Annotated in this window: 17 protein-coding genes and 6 pseudogenes; 14 read left to right on the top strand and 9 right to left on the bottom strand. The window is 45.2% G+C overall.

What is annotated here, in order from left to right:
• Nucleotides 1–5: 5 nt before the first annotated feature.
• Entirely contained in the window at nt 6–143 is a 138-nt protein-coding gene (locus tag GQR42_RS27420; protein ID WP_199273262.1) for a hypothetical protein, read from the top strand.
• 17 nt (nt 144–160) lie between these two features.
• On the opposite strand, the gene GQR42_RS03635 is transcribed toward GQR42_RS27420, so the two are convergent.
• The 3 genes from GQR42_RS03635 to GQR42_RS03625 form a co-directional block, all read right to left on the bottom strand.
• Nucleotides 161–478 carry a KGG domain-containing protein gene (locus tag GQR42_RS03635; protein ID WP_158198935.1) on the bottom strand — a complete coding sequence of 106 codons (318 nt, stop codon included), beginning with the start codon at nt 476–478 and terminating at the stop codon, nt 161–163.
• Nucleotides 479–953: 475 nt separating this feature from the next.
• Entirely contained in the window at nt 954–3200 is a 2247-nt protein-coding gene (locus GQR42_RS03630; protein WP_158198934.1) for an IMS domain-containing protein, read from the bottom strand.
• A 47-nt stretch (nt 3201–3247) separates the two neighbouring features.
• Nucleotides 3248–4453: an RNA-guided endonuclease InsQ/TnpB family protein gene (locus tag GQR42_RS03625; protein ID WP_158198933.1), complete on the bottom strand. Its 1206-nt coding sequence runs from the start codon at nt 4451–4453 to the stop codon at nt 3248–3250.
• A gap of 306 nt (nt 4454–4759) precedes the next feature.
• Here GQR42_RS03625 and pdhA point away from each other — a divergent pair, with 306 nt between their 5' ends.
• The 4 genes from pdhA (at nt 4760) to GQR42_RS03600 (ending at nt 8689) form a co-directional block, all read left to right on the top strand.
• Nucleotides 4760–5794 (top strand): pyruvate dehydrogenase (acetyl-transferring) E1 component subunit alpha, encoded by a 1035-nt coding sequence (pdhA, locus tag GQR42_RS03620; protein ID WP_158198932.1) that lies wholly within the window; start codon nt 4760–4762, stop codon nt 5792–5794.
• Between the two features lie 510 nt (nt 5795–6304).
• Complete coding sequence (locus tag GQR42_RS03615) at nt 6305–7099, top strand: alpha/beta fold hydrolase (protein WP_158198931.1); 795 nt, start codon at nt 6305–6307, stop codon at nt 7097–7099.
• Nucleotides 7059–7955 carry a tRNA (5-methylaminomethyl-2-thiouridine)(34)-methyltransferase MnmD gene (locus GQR42_RS03610; protein WP_158198930.1) on the top strand — a complete coding sequence of 299 codons (897 nt, stop codon included), beginning with the start codon at nt 7059–7061 and terminating at the stop codon, nt 7953–7955. The genes GQR42_RS03615 and GQR42_RS03610 overlap by 41 nt, the downstream gene beginning before the upstream one ends.
• A 401-nt stretch (nt 7956–8356) precedes the next feature.
• Nucleotides 8357–8689 (top strand): hypothetical protein, encoded by a 333-nt coding sequence (locus GQR42_RS03600; protein ID WP_233271252.1) that lies wholly within the window; start codon nt 8357–8359, stop codon nt 8687–8689.
• 272 nt (nt 8690–8961) lie between these two features.
• On the opposite strand, the pseudogene GQR42_RS03595 reads toward GQR42_RS03600, so the two are convergent.
• Both GQR42_RS03595 and GQR42_RS03590 read right to left on the bottom strand, forming a co-directional pair.
• Nucleotides 8962–9138: pseudogene (locus GQR42_RS03595) on the bottom strand (IS1 family transposase); the annotation flags it as partial.
• Nucleotides 9139–9352: 214 nt separating this feature from the next.
• Nucleotides 9353–9878, bottom strand: a pseudogene (locus GQR42_RS03590) (IS1 family transposase); the annotation flags it as partial.
• A 31-nt stretch (nt 9879–9909) separates the two neighbouring features.
• On the opposite strand from GQR42_RS03590, the pseudogene GQR42_RS03585 reads away from it, so the two are divergent.
• Both GQR42_RS03585 and GQR42_RS03580 read left to right on the top strand, forming a co-directional pair.
• A pseudogene (locus GQR42_RS03585) lies at nt 9910–10110 on the top strand (IS1634 family transposase); the annotation flags it as partial.
• A 222-nt stretch (nt 10111–10332) separates the two neighbouring features.
• Complete coding sequence (locus GQR42_RS03580) at nt 10333–11007, top strand: DUF1345 domain-containing protein (protein WP_158198927.1); 675 nt, start codon at nt 10333–10335, stop codon at nt 11005–11007.
• A 329-nt stretch (nt 11008–11336) separates the two neighbouring features.
• On the opposite strand, the gene GQR42_RS03575 is transcribed toward GQR42_RS03580, so the two are convergent.
• Complete coding sequence (locus tag GQR42_RS03575; RefSeq protein ID WP_002765837.1) at nt 11337–11753, bottom strand: DUF29 domain-containing protein; 417 nt, start codon at nt 11751–11753, stop codon at nt 11337–11339.
• Between the two features lie 350 nt (nt 11754–12103).
• Here GQR42_RS03575 and GQR42_RS03570 point away from each other — a divergent pair, with 350 nt between their 5' ends.
• From GQR42_RS03570 to GQR42_RS29820, 4 genes and pseudogenes are all read left to right on the top strand, one after another.
• Nucleotides 12104–13306: an ISAs1 family transposase gene (locus GQR42_RS03570; RefSeq protein ID WP_233271251.1), complete on the top strand. Its 1203-nt coding sequence runs from the start codon at nt 12104–12106 to the stop codon at nt 13304–13306.
• A 194-nt stretch (nt 13307–13500) separates the two neighbouring features.
• A pseudogene (locus GQR42_RS03565) lies at nt 13501–14672 on the top strand (SUMF1/EgtB/PvdO family nonheme iron enzyme); the annotation flags it as partial.
• Nucleotides 14673–14988: 316 nt separating this feature from the next.
• Nucleotides 14989–15228 (top strand): antitoxin, encoded by a 240-nt coding sequence (locus GQR42_RS03560; protein WP_158198926.1) that lies wholly within the window; start codon nt 14989–14991, stop codon nt 15226–15228.
• A 9-nt stretch (nt 15229–15237) separates the two neighbouring features.
• Nucleotides 15238–15411 (top strand): annotated as a pseudogene (locus GQR42_RS29820) (type II toxin-antitoxin system VapC family toxin); the annotation flags it as partial.
• 1 nt (nt 15412) lies between these two features.
• Here the strand turns inward: GQR42_RS29820 and GQR42_RS27415 are convergent.
• A pseudogene (locus GQR42_RS27415) lies at nt 15413–16208 on the bottom strand (Uma2 family endonuclease).
• Nucleotides 16209–16397: 189 nt separating this feature from the next.
• Between GQR42_RS27415 and GQR42_RS03540 the strand changes: the two are divergent.
• Genes GQR42_RS03540 through glyQ form a run of 3 tightly spaced genes read left to right on the top strand, consistent with a single transcriptional unit; the run spans nt 16398 to nt 18375 of the window.
• Nucleotides 16398–17321, top strand: a complete 924-nt coding sequence (locus GQR42_RS03540; RefSeq protein WP_158198924.1) for a serine/threonine protein kinase — start codon at nt 16398–16400, stop codon at nt 17319–17321.
• Entirely contained in the window at nt 17318–17509 is a 192-nt protein-coding gene (locus GQR42_RS03535; RefSeq protein WP_158198923.1) for a hypothetical protein, read from the top strand. The genes GQR42_RS03540 and GQR42_RS03535 overlap by 4 nt, the downstream gene beginning before the upstream one ends.
• A complete protein-coding gene (gene glyQ, locus GQR42_RS03530) occupies nt 17500–18375 on the top strand; it encodes a glycine--tRNA ligase subunit alpha (protein WP_158198922.1) in 876 nt (291 codons plus the stop codon). The genes GQR42_RS03535 and glyQ overlap by 10 nt, the downstream gene beginning before the upstream one ends.
• Before the next feature lie 145 nt (nt 18376–18520).
• On the opposite strand, the gene rpsJ is transcribed toward glyQ, so the two are convergent.
• Both rpsJ and tuf read right to left on the bottom strand, forming a co-directional pair.
• Complete coding sequence (rpsJ, locus tag GQR42_RS03525) at nt 18521–18838, bottom strand: 30S ribosomal protein S10 (protein WP_002800099.1); 318 nt, start codon at nt 18836–18838, stop codon at nt 18521–18523.
• A 90-nt stretch (nt 18839–18928) separates the two neighbouring features.
• Nucleotides 18929–20158, bottom strand: a complete 1230-nt coding sequence (gene tuf, locus GQR42_RS03520) for an elongation factor Tu (RefSeq protein ID WP_158198921.1) — start codon at nt 20156–20158, stop codon at nt 18929–18931.
• Between the last annotated feature and the right edge of the window lie 21 nt (nt 20159–20179).

The following is a 20179-nucleotide window of genomic DNA, read 5'->3' as shown; positions in this document are numbered from 1 at the left end:
GGGGAATGGGGGAATGGGGGAATGGGGGAATGGGGGAATGGGGAAATGGGGGAATTCAACTAAAACCCCAACACCCCAACACCCTAAAACCCCAACACCCCAACACCCTAAAACCCCAACACCCCAACACCCTCTCAGTCTGAGAAAAAGTCAACCAAAGTCAACTATTTGCTTCCCAGTTGCTAAAATCTGAGGAATTTTCACCTATAGACTCGTTGACTGGGGAATTTTCCCCGGAGTTTAAGTTTTTGCGACTGCCTTTGTGGGAATTTTTGCCCCCTTCCCGTCCAATAGCTGCCATGTGGGCGCGATCTCGGCTAACCGCTTCACCACCTTTTCGTCCCGCTTCGCGGGCTTCTTCGGAGGTAAATTCGTGGGCTGTACCTTTTTGATGAGCAGCTTTACCACCTTTACTAGCGATTTCCCTTTGTTTAGCTTGATCCATAGAGGCAAAACCGCGTTTACTCTTATCTGTCATAATATCCCTCCTGTGTGAATGCTGATTTTAAAAGTTCTTAAAGACTTATGCGAGACTTTTAAAAGATCAAAATCATGGTCTTGTCGGTGGGCAAAACATTGAGATTGCCCCGCTTTTTTCCTCTAAGAACTATGGATCCCTACCTAGGATCATAACTCATTAGCTTGACTTCTAGGGAACCAATTACAGCAATCAAAGAGCATATTTTATGTTAAAAAATATTAAGCGAATCGAGCATTTATCAGTCTAAAGATATAGAAGTTATCTTAATGGTGAGGTACAAGGTTTTCCTTTGCAGGAGTCGATCTTCAGTAATCAGTAATCAGTGATCAGTAATCAGTGATCAGCTTTTTTCTCCCTGCTCCCATCTCCCCACTTCTCGCTCCCTTCTCCCCCACCCCCCGCTCCCTGCTCCCCACTTCCCCAATTCATAATTCATAATTCCGAGGTTTTTTGGGGATTTAATCGGGAAAAATTAGGGTAAAACTTGGGTTTTTTCGATCAACCATTTATCTCCTTGCCGTACCAAATCATAGCGCACGTTCAAGGACTCATTATAGGAACGATTGACAATTTCCTTGCCATTATGGAAATACATGGCCTTTTCGTTTACTGTCGCTTCCACCGTCGCTAAATTAGGATTTTTCGCATTATTAGTGACCGATCGCACATCCACTTGATGATCGTAGCGCCAATAGTTATTTCCCTGTAAAGCCGCCGCTCGTTTTTGCCAAATTTCCAAGGCTGAACCCGTTAAAACCTCTTTCAATTGCTCTTTTTGGTGTTCACTGCCAAAAGCAGCCGATTTTGCCCCTAACCAAGCTTGAATCGTCTCCTTGGCTGTTTCCTTGCCCAAGGGAGTCCCTTCGATCACTTCCGCATTAGCTGAGGGGATTTCTAGTATGGGAGTATGCAAAGAAATCGGTAACTGTTCCCCTTGCAAGGCTGCCAAAGGAGATTGACTATCGACAATTGCCTTCACCCCCAGGGCCAAGACCGCGATCGTTCCCACTAATCCTACCCCCAATATCGCCACTCGATCGAGTCGCAGTTTTCTGCGGGCCGGTCGTCTCCGTTTCGGTGCGACTACGGCGGTTTTTACCGTTTCTAGGGCTGCCGGCCCGGAGTTACCCACTGCTTGGGGACGCGGGCGACTAGGACGACGACGGGGGGGATTAAGTGCCGGTTGACGATAGGCTGCTGTCATCACCACATTACCCTGAGTATAGGGGGTGAGAGTTTCCTCCTGGGCTGTGGCTCTCAGGGACGGTACAGCAGTGCTTGTCCGCTCACCATTAGCTCTAGCTAAAGACGGTTTTTGGGGACGAGAGTGGGAAGAAGAATAAGCAGATTCCCTCATCGGTGTCGCTCCTGGCACTGGGTTTAAATGGGTGGGGGGGGTGTGGGTTTTGAGAACATTTACTTCCGATTCTAAGGGTTCGCCGGTCTTTTCTCGAACCGACACGGGAACTTTTTCGTCAGGAAAACCTGACAATTCTTCTAAATAGTTTTGTACCTCTTCCTCGGCAAAATACTCTTTGAGTGAGGCTTTCCGCTCGACTAAATCACTAAAATGGCAGAAAACTTCCGTTTGTAACCAACGCTCACCGTAACGACATAACCCAGGTAAGAGATCGGGAGATTGCCCGGATTGTTCCTTAATATAATTTAATATTTCTTGCTCTTGACTTTTTTCTAAAATTGTGCCTGCCTGTTCGGTTTGACCGAGCAGTAGGGCGCAGATCGAGCGCTCTAGGGAGACATCCTGATGTTTTTGTAATTGCTGCAGGCGATCGCTGGCCGCAACGATAGCGGCGGGTTGTTTTTGGGCGAACCCGCGGGCGATCAAGGCATAGACCAGCAGATAATTACCCACCGCCGAGGGGCGTTGTGCCTCTTTTGCCCAGATTTTCTCCTGTTCGGCCTGAGTTAAATAAACCCGTAACTGTTGAATAAAGCGTAAAAAATTATCCACCCCTAACCCAGAGCGATCGTCGCCCTGGCCATCGATGCCGCCGCGAGCGGCCAACATCTCCTCCAAGAGATTTAAGCCGCGCTGACGGGCAAGACTGGGTTTTTTTTCTTGGGATAACAATTCCAGAATCCGGTAGGGACGCAGGCGATCGCAATCATGACGGATCTCGCTGGCCACTTGCGGGAACATTTGTTCTTGTTCTAACCAAGTCAGGGCTTTGGCCGCGGTGCTGGCCGCCTGTTCATAATTTTTATCCTGCCAATATTCCCGACTTAATTCCCCGTAGGCCAAAGCCAAGGTTAAGATCATGTCTGGGCGAGTAGTTGGCTCTAACTCTAGATAGGTTTCGGCCAAACGAATCACTAACTCGTATTCTCCCAACTCTTGCAGGATGAGCAAAGCTCCCACGAGATCGGCGGGGGCAATGGTAATCTGGGGAGTGGGATATTCTGAGGAAGCGGCGGCCACCTCCCCAGCGTGAGAATCGAGGTTTTCGGCGCTGCTTTCTGGGTTGAGAAGCAAGGGATTGGGGTCGAAAAATTCAGCATCGTAATCACGACGGCGATCCGCAGCACTTAACACTTGGTAAGCTTCATCTAACAAGTGCTGACGGGCAACGATCGCTGTTTGACTGTATTCTTGACGTGGCAATTGCCGTCCCCGGTCGGCGTGGGCCAAATCAATTTGCTCGGCACTCACCTGAAAGGGGATTCCCAATATCCTGTAGTAGTCGAGAGGAATTCGCACGGTTAGCTGTACCTCAACTCTGGAGAGTCCTTAGTAATCTACTCCCGTTAAAGCGTCAGCTTAACGGGAGCTTTTTGTAACCCTGAACTTATCGGGCAAGCCAATAAATTCGGATCTCTGGGCCCGATTACACTCAACCCCAAAAGTCTAATCATCTGACTACCGTTTGCGTCTGCGTCACCGCTCCAACCACAAGCCTTATTACTACACTTAAACAATTTACCGCTTCTAATTCCGATATGTAGGCAACAATGACAAGTTTGAGAAGTATATCGTGGATTAACCGCGATCACCTCAACCCCTTCTTTAATGCCTTTGTATTCGAGAAATTGTCGAAGTTGATAGAAAGCCCAAGAGTTAGACCGCCTTCTTTCGGTCTTATTCCGCAGTTGTTGGTTGGTTCTTTCTCGAATACCAGTTAGGTCTTCTATGGCGATAATCGAGTTAGTTAGTTTTGCCTCGGCAACGATAGCTTTACTGATGACATGATTTAAGTGCGCTTGGTATCTTCTCTCCCGCCCCGATAGCCGTTTCAATATCTCCCGACACCTACGACGGGTGGCTCTAGTGCCTTGAGACGCTTTCTTTTGCAGAGAAGCTCGAACGCGACTATATTTATCCCTCGTTTCCTTAATGCTTTCCCCCGACCACGATTTTTCGGTTGATGTTACCGCAATGTCACGACGACCGAAATCGACCCCGATAATGTTATCCGCGTTGATAGGTTTTGGCGGTTCCGATTTTAGTTGGATGTGGACATACCAACCACCGTCACGATGTAAGCATACTTGAGCGGATGTCGGGTTCCGTCCAGTTAGTTTCCCCCGATGGTAGTTACTGGCTCTCAGGGGGAGGGTTAGCCGTTTTCCCTTGGTACTAACGGTAATCACCCAATCTTTCTCGACGAAACGAAAAGTTCGAGCGTCACAGTCGAAACTTGTTGGAGCAAAGTTCTTGACCTTCTTCCCCTTCTGTTTTGCTGTCAAACGATTAGCCGCCACCTGACCGCAAGCTCTGACAACGTGGTTAGCCGTCAGTCCGAACCGATTCTTAACGTCCTGATAACAGACAGCCTGAATCGAGTTCCGGTTAGTCAACCGGGGATTGACGTTCTCGTTAATCCAGTTACAAGCTGACGCAAAAGCCGAACAGGTATCGGACAACAATTGTTGTTGTTCGCTACCCACTTGAAGCTTTACTACTAGGGTCAGGACTTGTTCCACGGTTCCAGAAAACTCACCACGGTGAAGCATAACATATTTAGCGTTGATGCGCTACGCTCGTTTTATACTGGTTGGTATTCCTCCCCCGCTAACCCTACGGGTGTAACGGGGGCATCCTGCCGACATTTAAGGTGATGTAAGTGAGAGCGGAGCGAGTAAAATAACAAGATACCATCTTATCCTAGCCAATCTCTGACTGACTAAGATTAGATTTGAGAGAGAAAATACCAAGAACCCCTTGGGTTAAGACCAAAAAATTCACTGCCAGAATTCTCGAAAAATCTACCGCTTCCTCTCCCCTTGCTTTTTTGTTGTCTAAATGATACTACAGACCCTATGATTTCCGAACGTACTTTACCAACCTTTGATCCTGCTTCCATCATTATTACCAAAGCTGAAGGTCTTCGCCTATACGAAGATATGGTTTTGGGGCGGATGTTTGAAGATAAATGTGCCGAAATGTATTATCGGGGCAAAATGTTCGGTTTTGTCCACCTCTACAACGGTCAAGAAGCGATATCTAGCGGTATTATTAAAGCCTTGCGTCAGGGAGAAGATTACGTTTCTAGCACCTATCGCGATCACGTCCACGCCCTCAGCGCCGGAGTTCCCGCTCAAGAGGTGATGGCGGAGTTATTCGGAAAAGCTACCGGCTGTAGTAAAGGACGGGGTGGCTCCATGCATATGTTTTCCGCCGAACATAAGCTTTTAGGGGGTTACGCTTTCGTGGCCGAGGGGATTCCCGTCGCTACTGGGGCGGCTTTTCAAAGTAAATACCGTCGCGAAGCCATGGGTGATGCCAGTGCCGATCAGGTAACGGTCTGTTTCTTTGGGGATGGGGCGAGTAATAATGGCCAGTTTTTTGAGTGTCTAAATATGGCCGCCCTCTGGAAGTTGCCGATTATCTATGTGGTGGAAAATAATAAGTGGGCGATCGGTATGGCCCACGATCGAGCCACTTCTCAACCAGAAATCTATAAAAAAGCCAGTGTTTTTAGTATGGTAGGTGTGGAAGTGGACGGTATGGATGTGGTCGCCGTTCATGCCGCCGCCAGAGAGGCCGTGGCTCGCGCCCGCGCCGGTGAGGGGCCGACTTTAATTGAGGCCTTAACCTATCGTTTCCGGGGTCACTCTCTGGCAGATCCCGACGAGTTACGCAGTGCTGACGAGAAACAATTCTGGGGCGAAAGAGATCCGATCACTCGCTTTGCCGCCTACCTCTACGAGGGAGATCTGGCGACGAGAGAGGAATTAAAGGAAATCGAGCAGAAAATTCAAGCTGAAATCGATGAAGCGGTTAAATTTGCCGAATCTAGCCCCGAACCCGATCCTAGTGAACTAACTCGCTTTATTTTCGCTGAAGACGAGTAATTTCAGTATTCAGTTATCAGCCACCGAAGGACGCTACGCACCCTAAAAAGAAAAAGAGAAACTAGGGGTAAACCCTGATATTCTAAACCCGGAAGGCTCCTGAACAGAAAAAACTTTTTTAATAAGTATCTAAGCACATAGGAGTTACGCACTGTACAAATTCACCATGATGTGTATGAACGAAAATCCGTCGTTTCAGACTTTTGGCGATTAACTTCTGATCGATAGCGATCGCTCAAAAGTCATCAAAAAATCACGTTAAAATGCCCGAAACCCATACCTCATATTTGGTCGATCCTGTCAATGCGTAAGTCCTAGCACAATTAATTACACATCTAAGCCACTACTCCGTCAGACTGCTGCTGTGATCAGTAAACAGTGAACTGAAAACTCAAATCCGATCCCTAATAGCTGTCTTGTGAGTCTCGGAGTCTCGGAGTCTCGGAGTCTCGGAGTCTCGACTAGGAAATTAATTTTGCACGACTACTTATCGATCGCGCTTCTCGCACCATGGAACAACCTGTCAGTTGGATGATTCCCCGTCATTCCCGTCCCGATTATCCCCTGTTTGTATTTTTACCCGGAATGGATGGCAGCGGCCAACTATACCATCGTCAGATTAAAAACCTTGCCCCTTACTTCGATCTGCGTTGTTTGGCGATTTCCCCGCAATATCTCGGTGATTGGGAGGAGTTAAGCGCCCTCGTGATTGCTTTATTGGCACAGGAATTAAAGGGACAATCGAGAAAAGTCTATCTCTGCGGTGAGTCTTTTGGCGGCTGTTTAGCCTTAAAAATAGCGACAAAAGCACCAAAATTGCTTAAAAAACTGATTTTAGTTAACCCGGCTTCTTCTTTTAATCAAAGACCTCTTTTAAGCTTGGGAATCGCTATCACCCAGATAATGCCCGATTTCATCCACGGCAGCTCGGCACTAACTATTTTACCCTTTCTCGCCGCTATCGGTCGAATATCCCGGGAAGATCGCCGCTCTCTCCTCAAAGCCATGCAATACGTCCCACCGAAGACGATTAGCTGGCGTTTATCCCAGTTACAACGGTTTCAGGTTAGTGCCAGCGAGTTAAAACGTCTGCAATTGGAGGTGTTAGTGATAGCCAGTCAAGGCGATCGACTGTTACCATCGGTAGCGGAGGCTAAACGCCTAATTCAGCAGTTACCCGCGGCAAAATTAACGATTCTACCCAATAGTGGTCACGCTTGCCTACTGGAAACCGATATTCACCTCAAAGACATTCTTCATCACCATGCTTGTCTCCCCCGAAGCCTACCCGCAAAAAGCCACTGAGGATGGTTCTTATACCTTTTTTTCGACCGAATTCGGCGAATGTTATCATTCTACCTCCGGGGCAAGGGAAGAAGCCGAGAAAAAATTTATCCTCTCCAGTCGTCTGGCAGCAAAAGCAGACCAGAGCAATAATCTGAAAATTCTTGACATTTGTTACGGCTTAGGGTACAATAGCGCCGCAGCCTTAGCGGCCATTTGGCGAGTTAGGGGGGATTGTCGGGTAGAATTATTAGCTTTAGAAAGCGATCGAGTGGTTCCCCTGGCAGCTATTAGAGAAAATCTCTTAAATAGTTGGAGTCAACCAATTCCCGAATATTTAAATGATTTTGCCCATAATCACCGGCTAGACTTGCCTAATCTCACGGCTAAACTGTTAATCGGGGATGCGCGACAGACGATAACCAAGGTGATTGAGGCGGGTTTTCAAGCGGAGGCAATTTTTCTCGATCCCTTTTCCCCGGGTAAATGTCCGCAACTGTGGACGGTGGAGTTTTTAGCTTTAGTGGCCAAATGCCTGAGTCCGACGGGTTATTTAGTCACCTATTCCTGTGCTGCCTCGGTGCGAAGGGCCTTACAATTAGCAGGATTGCAGATTGGAGCCACCGATTGCGTCGGGCGGCGATCGCCAGGGACAATAGCCAGTTTTTTGTCCTTACCCCCATCTCTATCGGCACAGGAACGGGAACATCTGCAAACTAAGGCCGCTATTCCCTATCGAGATGCAGCTTTAACCGACCCAGCCGAAGTGATTATACAACGTCGTCGCAGCGAACAGGATCGCAGTGACTTGGAACCGACTAGCCACTGGAAAAAACGTTGGCAAAGAGCGGTGAGTTCGATCGAAATCTCGGAATGAGATTAATGTACTTAAGTAATAGGACAAAATTAACTTCTCAGTTAGGACAGACAATCATGCACTTAGGGACTTGCGCTTTGATAATGTACCTTTTGGGCGAACGCAGTTCGCCCCTAAATTGTGGACAAAATCCGTTACTGTAGGGGCGCAAGGAACCTGCGCCCTCCGATAGATAAGGTTTGCTTATCACCCTAAGTAGAAAGACATTTGGCGATTTTTGTCAATTGTTTTCGCTCTAAAACGAACTAATCAATTAAATCTCTTGCCAGATAAGGATTTAGTCGATTTAGTCCACCCTATCGAACCATAACAAGTAACGAAGAACCACATTTATTCTTTTTTCGAATTCAATCTAAAAATAGAGAAAAAAGCAAAACCCTCCACTGCACCATAAAAAAATTATGCAAGAGGTCTATACCTCTGTCATTGATGACGCATCGATCCAGAGAAAACGGCCCATTGCCGTAACGATAGTGGAATCAGTGACGGACATTGCCGAAGGAGACGTGGTGGTTATCGACAAAGAACATCAATCTATCACGATTGATGCCTTTGGAGCGGCCACTCCCCCAGAAATGCAACCCGTGGGACTTGCTCTAACAACCTATCAGGGCAATAATACCTTTAAAGGCAAGAGTCAAGCTGGTACTCCTCTAAGCTTTAGTTTAGACAACAATTATCGCGTCTTTAAACTTCAGCACGGCAATGCCAACTATACTGGAGTCTGCCATTAATCTTGACAAGGGACAGAATAGCTTGCTTGCAGACACGAGTTCCGGGTTGATTCCCCGTCTTCCCTCCTGACAATAAAACGCCGTTTATGCCAGTGTCAAGCATATACCAACCAACACCGATCAAGATGACCTTCACAGATACTACAGAAAAAGTAGGCGTTGCTGAATCAAGGTATGAATGGCAACTGTGCATCGTATCCAAAAGTTAGTTTGAGTCTAGTTTTTAAAAATACCACAAAAGAAGATTCGGCGTTGCTGAATCAAGCTATGAATCAGTAAGGAATAGGCACTTCTTGAAACTTCAGATAATGAATTAATAAACGAATAGAGTATCCTAACATTTCTCTAGACTTAGAATAGCAGAGTGTTTGGCGATGCAATCGGGCTAGATAATGTCTTAAACCTGTGTTCTCACCCTCTACTCTGGTCATATAAGTCTTACTAACTAGGGTCTGCTGAATAAATCTAAAAACCTTGTTGGATAGGACTTTTCGACTTTTTTACCCTCAAAAAGTGCCAGCCATTGCGGGGATCGGGGGGAAAATTCAGGGACTTTTTCTCTGAAAATTAGGTAATTGACCAGATGAAAATTGGTAAAACCCTACACCCTACACCCCACACCCCACACCCTACCCCCACGAGAAACTTTTTGCCGCATACCCTAACTATATGGTCGCCCTCTGCTATAAAACATGGATAAACTGACCATCCATCACTCACATAAAAATAGCATCCCCAAGACTTAACTAATTCCCATAAGGGGCGAAACGTTTCGCTACTATGGTCTGGGGATTACCCAACCTAAAATTCCTTTTTTAAAGTGGTCGACGGCTGTCCACACCCAGATTTTGTTTTTTTTTGAGCCAACAAAGGTTTCCAATTCATCTAGTTCCCCTACTTCAGGAATTGTTTCCGGGTCATAGGCGACTGGCAATAAATTTCCCACAGATTTTACCCAATTAATTATCGTTGTATGATGAACTCCCTTCAACCGTTCTATACCTCGAAATCCCATCCCTTTAACATAGGCAGTTAGGCATTCTCGCTTCGTTTCTTCGTCATAGCCTTTCTGTTTTTCATAGCTATCAATAAATTGACGACTACAGGTGACGCAAATATGATTTTGTTTACCTTGTTTATTGATGCCATTTTTACGGATATGGGTAGATTCACATTCAGGGCATTGCATTTTGATTTCCTCCATTCATATCTCTATTATGCAACGCCAAAAACGGAATCAAGAGAATCTCCCTGTGCATAGTTTTCGGACTTTGTTGGAAGACGTGGGGACAATTTGCTTGAATACAGTGGAATGTATGATTAGGGAGGGAAGTTATCGTTTTTCTAAGATAACTCGACCGACCCAACTGCAACAAAAAGCGTTAGATTTATTGGGATTTTCCCTGATTTGTACCCAGTAACGGGGCGCTGGAAATTCTCTTAATCCCTTCTACAGCACAGGTTATGGCTTTTTGTCAACGGGGAAGTCCAGGTATAAATTGCCAATTCGATCGAGAATTTTTACCTGAGGGGAAGAGAGGGGCCAGTTGTCTGCCCTCACCTGAGAATTGACTGCTAGGCTGTCCTGAGAAACCCATACCGTTTCACCTAAACCAGATCTGTGAAAATCAAGGCTCTTAAAAATGACCGCCAAGCAAAAAATGATTTTTCGGCTGACTTCTCCCATCAACCGGTTTCTCTTCACGCTGACAGTGGCAATTTTCGTTTATTTAATCACGGGAGAATTTTACCAGGAATTGCGGTTTCTCTTGGCTTACGATCTAGCGATACTAAGTTATTTGAGTGTTTTAGCAGTGCAAATGTCCAAAGCGACTGCGGAAGATACCTTTCGCTTGTCTCAACAGCAGGAACCCAAGGGTATTAGCACTTTATTTGCTGTGCTGCTATTTTCTGGTATGGGGTTAATTGCTCTTTCTTTATTGCTCAACAACTCGAAGCAATGGACTCCCTTGTTGACGAATTTGCACATGGGATTATCCCTATTAGCGATCTTTTTGTCCTGGACTCTGGTACATACTTTTTTTGCTCTGTATTATGCCAGACTCTACTACGATGAACTATCCGCAGAAGATTCATCCGCTTACCGCAAAGGTTTGGACTTTCCCAATCAAGAACTGGTGGATTATTGGGATTTTATGTATTACTCTTTTACTATCGCTATGTGTTACCAAACATCGGACGTATCCATTGAAAGTGTTGCGATGCGGCGCATGACACTCTTTCATTCCATCCTCTCTTTTATCTTAGTAGCAGTAGTCATCGGTTTAGCGGTAAACATAATTTCTAATCTCATTTAATGGTGAAACAGACTTCTAATATAACCTGTGTATTCTGGTTCCAAAGCTCTGCCTTGGAACCAGAGGATTTAGGCTTTGCCTTATTCATATATAGCGTTTCTGATTCACACGAGGTACATTCCCGATCATGAACAGCTTAATCAGCAAAGGTTTAAGTGTGCCGCACAGATGCGAGAACCGCTATATATCATTCTTCAGGTAAACCTGAAAATGGCGTTCCCAGGTAGAACTTGGGAACGAGGTAAACGAGGTAAATATAACCTGTGTGGAACAGGCTTCTAGCCTGTGGAAGTGCCTAAGTTTTAAGAAATCAAGGTGAGTTTCTGGCATCAAAATAAATCATTAAAATGATAAGGACAGGTTTCAGGGATGTTAGAAGGGGGATAGTCAATCAAATACAGGTCAACTGCATCCGAATAGATCCCTTGCCATTCTACTTCTAGCTTAGGCTTCATCGATGGACTGTAGCGACGCTTAAGAGTGTTAGAGAAAGCTTTGATTTCGGCTTGCCAATGGCGATTACACTCAGGCTTATTAGCGTAATCAATCTTCAGACGGTGTTGCATAATTCGAGTTAGTAAGGAGACCACTGCTTGATAATCACTACGTCCCAAGGCTTCGATCTCCTCAATCAGGTTTTCCCAGTCCAATTCTTGGACATTTTGTTCTTTTAATGCTTGGGCTTGTTTCATTGTCCATTGATAGAAATCTGTCTCGTAAATTTTATCGATAGCTATCTGACTCATAAGTTAAACTCCTGTTAGATTGAAATAAAAAAACTATACAAATATAGATAGCAGCGGCTTTATTAGTCCCGACTTACATAAGCAAAGACAAATATTCCCACTTAAGCTCAGTCTAACCTTAAACGAGGCAAATGTCTATTTGGGGGGAGCATCACATTTTCGAGGTTTATCCTAAAACTGGAACCCAACAGAAGAACCTGGCTGGTGGTGGGGAGATGCAGCAGGGTAATCGCACGTCGTTTTGGATAAAATGTAACAGACAGAGGTGACTGAATGTCGTGCCTAGCAGGGCGAACTGAGAGGAGTTAATCTGAGAGGAAGCAAAAAGTTACATGGTGTAGCAGTTGAGCATGGCATCCGGTTTTGGTCTCCTAGTTTTAAACCCCAAGCAAGAGCGAGAGGCAAAGCTCTTAAGAAACAGTGTCTTGAAACATTTTCAGCATCTAGAAGACCCGAGAGCGGACAGGGGGCGCAATCATAGCCTAGTATCGATAATTACCATAGCTATCTTGGCGGTATTAGCTGGTGCCGATGGGTTTGTCGCCATAGAAGCCTACGGACAAGCCAAGCAATCTTGGTTGGAAACATTTTTAGACCTACCGAATGGCATACCTTCCCACGATACCTTTGGCAGAGTGCTAGGGATGCTAGAACCCAAGCAATTACAGTCAGGATTCCTCGCTTGGATAGAGGAAATCACCGAGAAATTGAACATAGAACTAATCCACATAGATGGGAAAACGGCCAGAAATTCTTATGACCGAGAGGAAAAGCTGAAAGCTTTGCACACCGTCAGTGCTTGGAGTAGCGAACATGGGTTAGTCTTAGCCCAAGAAAAAGTGGACAGTAAATCCAATGAAATTACCGCCGTGCCGCACCTGCTGCAATTGCTCAATCTCAAGGGAGCGATAGTCACCTTGGATGCCATGGGAACCCAGACTGAAATTGCCCAACAAATCAAGTCTGGGGCTGGAGATTACGTCTTAGCCCTCAAAGGCAATCAGGGCAAGCTCTTTCAACAAGTAGAAGGCTGGTTTGACCAAGCTATAGCCGGGGATTGGCAAGGGATTGAATACAGCTACCACGAAAAGGTGGAGTCGGGGCATCACCGGCTCGAAACCCGTCAAATTTGGGTAGTGCCAGTGTCTCAATTACCGCCCCTGCATCGGCAGAGTCTCTGGCCTGGCCTAACCACCCTAGTCATGGTTCGCAGTGTCCGCCAATTATGGAATAAAACTACGACAGAAATTCGCTTCTTCATCAGTAGTTTAGCAGCCGATGCCCAAAAACAGGCCGAGGTGATTCGCGGACATTGGAGTATCGAAAATAGTCTCCATTGGGTACTCGATGTTACCTTTAATGAAGATGCCAGTCGGATTCGTCTAGGCTATGGAGCGGAAAACCTAGGTCTGTTGCGCCGTTTAAGTGTGAATCTGTTAAAGCGAGAACCCTCAAAAATGAGCCTAAAGATGAAACGGTATAAGGCAGGCATGAACAATGATTTCATGGTGAAAATCTTAGCCGCCAGTGCCGTTGACAGAGAGGGGAGGTAGATGTTAATCTTGCAGTTGATCAGGAGTTTTGGGAATTTAAGGAACTGAGTAGATAAGCTCAGTTCGGGGTTTGTTAGGCCATAATGACTGGCAAAACCAGAGATTCGGTCGCCTTGTGCAGGTCAAAGCCTGAGTTGCCCATCGAATTTTAGACCTAACTCCTCGGAATTTGAGAACTCTATCAACATGCGATTACCCTGGTCCATCGAGATTTAAAACCGGGTAATATCCTGAGGGTTAATCAACAATACAAGTTAGCAGATTTTGGCTTAATTAGAACTTTAAATAACAAAAGCCACACTCAAACAGTACATAATAGCGGGACAATTATTTATATGCCTCCCGAAGCCTTTAAAGGTGATATTTCACCAGCTTGGGATCTGTGGTCATTGGGTATTATGTTAATCGAAATGACGACTAATCAACTTCCCTATAAGTTTAATAATGATATTCACCAATTAATGGCAAAGGTGATGAATTGTGAGCTACAAATCCCTAGTTTACCGAAAGAGTTTAAACCAATTATTGAAGGGTGTTTGCAAAAAGATAGAAAACAAAGATGGACGGCACAACAGGTTTTAAATGCTTTACAACCTGTTCAACAAGCAGCAGTCAGGATGCCTGTGTCACCAATACCCCCAATTGCTTCACCTACTCCATTTACCGAAAAACTAGCCAATGGGATAAGACTAGAGATGGTAAGCTTACCAGCAGGTAAATTTCTCATGGGTTCTGCTGAAAGTAATTCTGAAAAGCCTCCACACCAAGTCAAAGTCAACAGTTTTGCCATTGGCAAATATCCCATTACTCAAGCACAATATCAAGCAGTAATGGGAAACAATCCCTCTCACTTTAAAAATAATCCCCAAAATCCGGTAGAAAAGGTTAGTTGGAACGATGCTAAAGCCTTTTGTGAGAAATTGAGTCAAATAACCGGGAAAACCTATCGCCTACCCACAGAAGCGGAATGGGAGTATGCTTGTCGTGCTGGGACAACCACTCGCTATTATTTTGGTGATGATGCTAATCAGTTAGGAGATTACGCTTGGTATGACGGAAATTCTGGTGGTAAAACTCATCCCGTAGGACAGAAAAAGCCCAATGCTTGGGGACTGTATGACATGAGTGGCAATGTTTGGGAGTGGTGCGAAGACGATTGGCATGATAGTTATAAGAATGCGCCGGAGGATGGCTCGGCGTGGATTGACAATGATAATCATTCTCCGCCTCTAAAATGTCTGCGGGGCGGTTCTTGGTACGACTTTCCGAATGACTGCCGTTCCGCTTACCGTTACTCCACGACTTCCGCCGCGGCCTCTACGACGGCAGTTTTCGGGTGGTGTGCGGTGCCCGGAGGACTCTGTAATCCTTTTACTCTTTTTACCCTTTTTACCCTTTTTTACTTTTTTCTTTTTTTTCTTTCTTTCCCGCCTAAGGGCGGGGCGATTTTTTTTTGAGATTTTTAATGGCTTCCATTACTGTTAATATCTCAGATGAGCAGTTTCGACGATTACAACAGAACATAGCGTCCTGTAGGGGCGAAGCATTCGGGCATAACCCATCGCTGAAACCGTAGATTTCCTATCCGAATGCTTCGCCCGTACTTTTTCAGCAAGTCCTATTTATATCAAGCAATATTCAGGTTAAAATAGTAAGGCGATTATTAACAAAGAGGTCAACAGATGCAAAACTTGCGTCAGGTTTCTTTACTAACAAATGGACAAGAGCAAGTCTTAACTATTCCTCCTGAACTTGCCCTATCAAGCACAGAAGTTTTGTTACGCAAAGAAGGTCATCGCTTAATCATTGAGCCGATTTCTTCCGGTTCTCTACTTTCTTTGCTGACTACTTTGCCAGACATTACAGACAATTTTCCTGACATAGATGAAGGGTTGCTTCCCCTTGATGACATCACATTTTAGTACCACCCAATGACCTATCAATATCTTCTTGATACTAACATCCTGTCAAATTTGATCAAGTATCCTCAAGGTCAGGTTTTCCAGCATATTGTCGATGTCGGCGAAGAAAGCGTTTGTACAAGCATCATTGTGGCGTGTGAATTAAGATTTGGAGTGGTTAAGAGTGGTTCCTCCCGTCTGGTCCCTACAAGGTTTCATCGGGATTAATGCCTAATTCTCTTAATCTTGCCGTTAATTGCTCAATTTTTTGTAAAGCCAGTTCTTTTTGTTGACGTTCAGATTCTTTTTGCTGACGTTCGTATTCTTGTTGCTGTAAAGCCAGTTCTTTTTGTTGACGTTCAGATTCTTTGGCCTGTTTCTCCAGAAGAGCGGCTTCCTCAGGTGTTGGGATTAACTGACCACTAGGACTAAAATAACGCAATTTATCGGCGTAGGTCCCTAAATATAAGCCCAATTCTTCACTCCATAACCAACCTTGCTGATTGGGTTCAATCGGTTGATATTTTCCCCTAATTAACGTATATCCTTCAAACTCTAAACTATAGGGGTCAAACCAGAAATAATCAGGAGTCCTAAATGTATTTTGATAAATTTCTTTCTTTTCTTCCCTATCAGTCTTAGCGGTACTTTCAAAAGAGGATTTCTATAATCACATTAGGATATTTTCCCTCTTCCTGCCATACTACCCAACTTTTCCGGTTTTGGTTTCTAGTTGTTCCCAATACTACAAAAAAGTCAGGTCCTCTAAAGTATTCTGATTTTTTCTGATTGGGACTGTAGTAGATGGTTAAATTCCCGGTTGCAAAGTAATCTTCTCTATCTTGCCATAACCATTCTAGGCATTTTATCAATAAAATAATCTGAGTTAGATGTAAATTACTTTCCAATGGCGGTTCATCACTCCAAAATTCGCCCTTGGGGAAGATTATCTCATCTTTTCGGGCGGTTTGGCTAGGGGATAGGGGTTGGGTTGTAGTCATGGTTATCTGCTATGAATAATAAGCTGTCCGTGTATTTAAACTGCTTGTTGAGATGAGACAAGGGGCAACAGTAAAGGGATTGGGGAAGATTCAGCTAATCTAAGGATAGGCGGTTAAAATGCGTCTTAGCCTATTATTTGTGTTAATCTCATCTTTAAATATCCACACCCCAAATCGTCTAAGGAGACAATGGCCGCTAATTCTCGGAATAAATCGCCCCTTTTTCTCGGCTGTTCCAGTAGGATCGCTATTTTTTGCCTCTTGATGTTATTATCGGCGGGGATAGGCTGGTTAATCGGGAAACAGTGGGTTAAGCACAGCAATCAACCCGAAACCGTTAAACCCGTTTTTGCCACGGAAGAAAATAATTTTAATTCTGCCACAGATCGGGCATGGCAACGGAAAGCTGAGATGAGAAAGCGCCGTCTAGAGTTGGGAATTGATAGTCAGTTTTTTAAAAATCTCGTCAATGAATTGTTTAGCCTCCGCTATGGGGATATCAAAGAGGAAAAACAGAAACAGGAACAAAGAGATATTTTAGCAGCAGAAATACTCGATCGCTTGGAACGTCTCGATTCTGGCACTAGAGAAGCATTAGGTAGCTACAACGAGCAACAGCGACAAAAGTGGCGAGAACAAGTGAATCAATTACGCTTAAGCAGTAAAGTCCTTAATTTACTTACTGATACTGCCTTTTTTCAGCTATTTCCCGAATTGACAGAAAGACCAAGTTTTGACACAGCCCTAGGTCAACTATGGAGTGGTTTGGCCTGGAATCAGTTACAATCTTTACAGTCTGGCCTATCCTACCAAGCGATCGAAAGTTTAGACGCGGGGGGAGAGGAAGTTATCGAGGCAATTCTCAGCGAGGGACAAGGAAAAGCCTATGCAATAAAATTGCGTTCCAGTGATCGGTTAAACTTAATTTTAGAGGCGGAAGGCGAAGTTTTACTATCTTTCTACTCTCCCACGGGTAATATTACCCTTTTAGACAAGTCTAGCGATCGGCAATGGTCCGGTCAATTATCCGAAGGGGGATTTTATGAATTAGTTATTCTTCCCCAGTCTTCTACCCCCGTTCACTTTCGCTTACAGTTAAAAGTAAGTCAGTGACTTTAACTGTCAGGAGTCAGGAAACAGGAGACAGGAAACAGGAGGCGGTCGGCGGTCGGCAGCTTTTTTCTCCCCAACCCCCCATCTCCCCACACCCCACACCCCACACCCTACACCCCACACCCTACACCCTACACCCCACTTCCCCAACCCCTAATCCGCTTTTTTACTTTTCCCCATGTCTCTAACTTTCCAAGCTGTTATCGCTAAATTAAATGAATTTTGGGCCGCTCGCGGTTGTTTAGTTGCTCAACCCTATGATACCGAAAAAGGTGCGGGAACCATGAGTCCCCACACTTTTTTAAGGGCAATTGGTCCGGAACCTTGGGCCGTTGCCTATGTGGAACCCTGTCGTCGTCCTACGGATGGCCGTTATGGCGAAAATCCCAATCGTTTTCAGCATTACTATCAATATCAAGTCCTAATTAAACCCTCTCCCGATAATATTCAGGATATCTATTTAGACTCCCTGCGGGTGTTAGGAATTAACCCAGAAGATCACGATATTCGCTTCGTGGAAGATAACTGGGAATCTCCCACCCTCGGTGCTTGGGGTGTGGGTTGGGAAGTGTGGTTAGATGGTATGGAAATCACCCAATTTACCTACTTTCAACAGTGTGGGGGTATCGATTGTCGTCCCGTGGCGATCGAAATTACCTATGGTTTAGAAAGATTAGCCATGTATCTGCAAGATGTAGAGGCAATTAATAAAATTCAATGGAATGAAAATATCCTCTACGGTGATATTTTTATGCAAAATGAAATCGAACAATGTACCTACAATTTTGAGGCTTCCAATCCTGAGTTATTATTTAGTTTATTCAGTTTATATGAACAGGAAGCTAAACAATTAATCGATCGCTCTCTGGTGATTCCCAGTCTAGATTATGTTCTCAAATGTTCCCATACTTTTAATTTACTCGATGCTAGAGGTGTAATTGCTGTAGCTGAAAGAACCCGTTATATCGGCAGAATTCGCAATTTAGCCCGACAGGTTGCTCAATTGTATTTACAGCAACGGGAAGCTTTAGGTTTTCCCCTACAAAAAGTTTAGCGATCTGGGCATCTTTGGTGATGCACCCCTAGCAATTGTACTGCCCTTCTTTTAATAACTTCCTTTTATCAAAAATCCTATTTAAAAGTTATAGGATAGTGGGGAAGAAAAAAAGATGTTAGCGATAACATCTTTTTGGCATTTTTTACAACTTAACCTCAATATCAACCCCTGCGGGTAAATCTAATTTCATCAAAGCATCGATTGTCTTAGAAGAGGGTTGGTAAATATCAATAATGCGGCGATGGGTGCGGGTTTCAAAATGTTCACGGGAGTCCTTGTCAACGTGAGGGGAACGCAGGACACAATAAATCTTTCTTTTGGTCGGTAGGGGAATCGGTCCGATCGCCGTGGCGTTAGTTCTATTGGCAGTATCGACAATCTTCTCACAGGAAGTATCGAGTAAGCGCCGGTCAAAAGCTTTCAAACGAATGCGAATTTTCTGTTGTTGTAACGTAGCCATAATTTCACCTATTGCAATTGTCAAGGTACGAGATAAAGACAGTAACGGAGCAGCTTTTAAATTCACTGCCCCGTTAATTAGTAGATTAGCCTACTTGATAATTTTCGAGATAACGCCAGAACCGATGGTGCGACCACCTTCGCGAATAGCGAAGCGCATACCCTGTTCAATAGCGATCGGGTTGATCAGTTCCACGGTCATTTTGATCCGATCCCCCGGCATGACCATTTCTACGGTTTCTCCCTCGTCGGAGGTGTAGTCTTGGATAGTGCCAGTTACGTCGGTTGTGCGTACATAGAACTGAGGACGATAGTTTTTAAAGAAAGGAGTGTGACGACCACCCTCTTCTTTAGTTAACACATACACCTCACCTTCAAACTGAGTGTGGGGTTTGATTGTACCTGGTTTAGCGATAACCATGCCGCGCTCGATGTCGGTTTTTTGGATACCACGCAGAAGGATACCAGCGTTGTCACCGGCCATCCCTTCTTCGAGACTTTTCTTGAACATTTCGATCCCGGTCACGGTGGTGGGGCGAGTTTCTCTGATCCCGACTAATTCCACGTTATCACCCACTTTGACTTTACCGCGTTCGATCCGACCGGTAGCCACCGTCCCCCGACCAGTAATCGAGAATACGTCTTCTACCGCCATCAGGAAGGGTTTATCTACCGCCCGTTCGGGGGTGGGGATATAGCTATCTACCGCGTCCATTAATTGATAAATCGCATCTACCCACTCGTTTTCGCCTTTTTGGGCCTTGGGATTTTTGGTCATGTAGTCGAGGGCTTCTTTAGCAGAACCGGCAATAATGGGGATATCGTCCCCGGGGAAGTCGTAATTGCTGAGAAGTTCGCGCACTTCCAGTTCTACGAGTTCCAGTAACTCCTCATCATCCACCATATCTTTTTTGTTGAGGAAGACCACGAGGTTAGGTACACCCACCTGACGAGCCAGCAGGATATGTTCCCGGGTTTGGGGCATCGGGCCATCAGCGGCCGAGACCACGAGAATACCACCGTCCATCTGTGCCGCACCGGTGATCATGTTTTTTACATAGTCGGCGTGGCCAGGGCAGTCAACGTGTGCATAGTGGCGATCGGCGGTTTCGTACTCAACGTGAGCGGTGTTGATGGTGATCCCGCGGGCCTTTTCTTCGGGAGCGGCATCGATTTCATCATATTTTTTAGCTTGGGCATTACCCAGAGCCGCTAGGGTCATAGTGATAGCGGCGGTGAGGGTAGTTTTGCCGTGGTCAACGTGACCGATCGTACCGATGTTAACGTGGGGTTTCGTCCGTTCAAATTTAGCGCGTGCCATTTACTTTCTGTTCCTTTGTTT

The organism is Microcystis aeruginosa FD4 (assembly GCF_009792235.1).
In the GTDB taxonomy this organism is placed as follows: domain Bacteria; phylum Cyanobacteriota; class Cyanobacteriia; order Cyanobacteriales; family Microcystaceae; genus Microcystis; species Microcystis viridis.
This window is presented reverse-complemented; position numbering and strand designations above follow the sequence as displayed.

Coding starts and splice junctions, on each gene's coding strand:
- GQR42_RS27420 (WP_199273262.1), top strand. CDS start 6: ATGGGGGAATGGGGGAATGGGGGAATGGGGGAATGGGGAAATGGGGGA.
- GQR42_RS03610 (WP_158198930.1), top strand. CDS start 7,059: ATGCTTGTCTCCCCCGAAGCCTACCCGCAAAAAGCCACTGAGGATGGT.
- GQR42_RS03580 (WP_158198927.1), top strand. CDS start 10,333: ATGACCGCCAAGCAAAAAATGATTTTTCGGCTGACTTCTCCCATCAAC.
- GQR42_RS03615 (WP_158198931.1), top strand. CDS start 6,305: ATGGAACAACCTGTCAGTTGGATGATTCCCCGTCATTCCCGTCCCGAT.
- glyQ (WP_158198922.1), top strand. CDS start 17,500: ATGTCTCTAACTTTCCAAGCTGTTATCGCTAAATTAAATGAATTTTGG.
- GQR42_RS03540 (WP_158198924.1), top strand. CDS start 16,398: ATGGCCGCTAATTCTCGGAATAAATCGCCCCTTTTTCTCGGCTGTTCC.
- GQR42_RS03560 (WP_158198926.1), top strand. CDS start 14,989: ATGCAAAACTTGCGTCAGGTTTCTTTACTAACAAATGGACAAGAGCAA.
- rpsJ (WP_002800099.1), bottom strand. CDS start 18,838: ATGGCTACGTTACAACAACAGAAAATTCGCATTCGTTTGAAAGCTTTT.
- tuf (WP_158198921.1), bottom strand. CDS start 20,158: ATGGCACGCGCTAAATTTGAACGGACGAAACCCCACGTTAACATCGGT.
- GQR42_RS03625 (WP_158198933.1), bottom strand. CDS start 4,453: ATGCTTCACCGTGGTGAGTTTTCTGGAACCGTGGAACAAGTCCTGACC.
- GQR42_RS03575 (WP_002765837.1), bottom strand. CDS start 11,753: ATGAGTCAGATAGCTATCGATAAAATTTACGAGACAGATTTCTATCAA.
- GQR42_RS03635 (WP_158198935.1), bottom strand. CDS start 478: ATGACAGATAAGAGTAAACGCGGTTTTGCCTCTATGGATCAAGCTAAA.
- GQR42_RS03600 (WP_233271252.1), top strand. CDS start 8,357: ATGCAAGAGGTCTATACCTCTGTCATTGATGACGCATCGATCCAGAGA.
- GQR42_RS03570 (WP_233271251.1), top strand. CDS start 12,104: ATGGCATCCGGTTTTGGTCTCCTAGTTTTAAACCCCAAGCAAGAGCGA.
- pdhA (WP_158198932.1), top strand. CDS start 4,760: ATGATTTCCGAACGTACTTTACCAACCTTTGATCCTGCTTCCATCATT.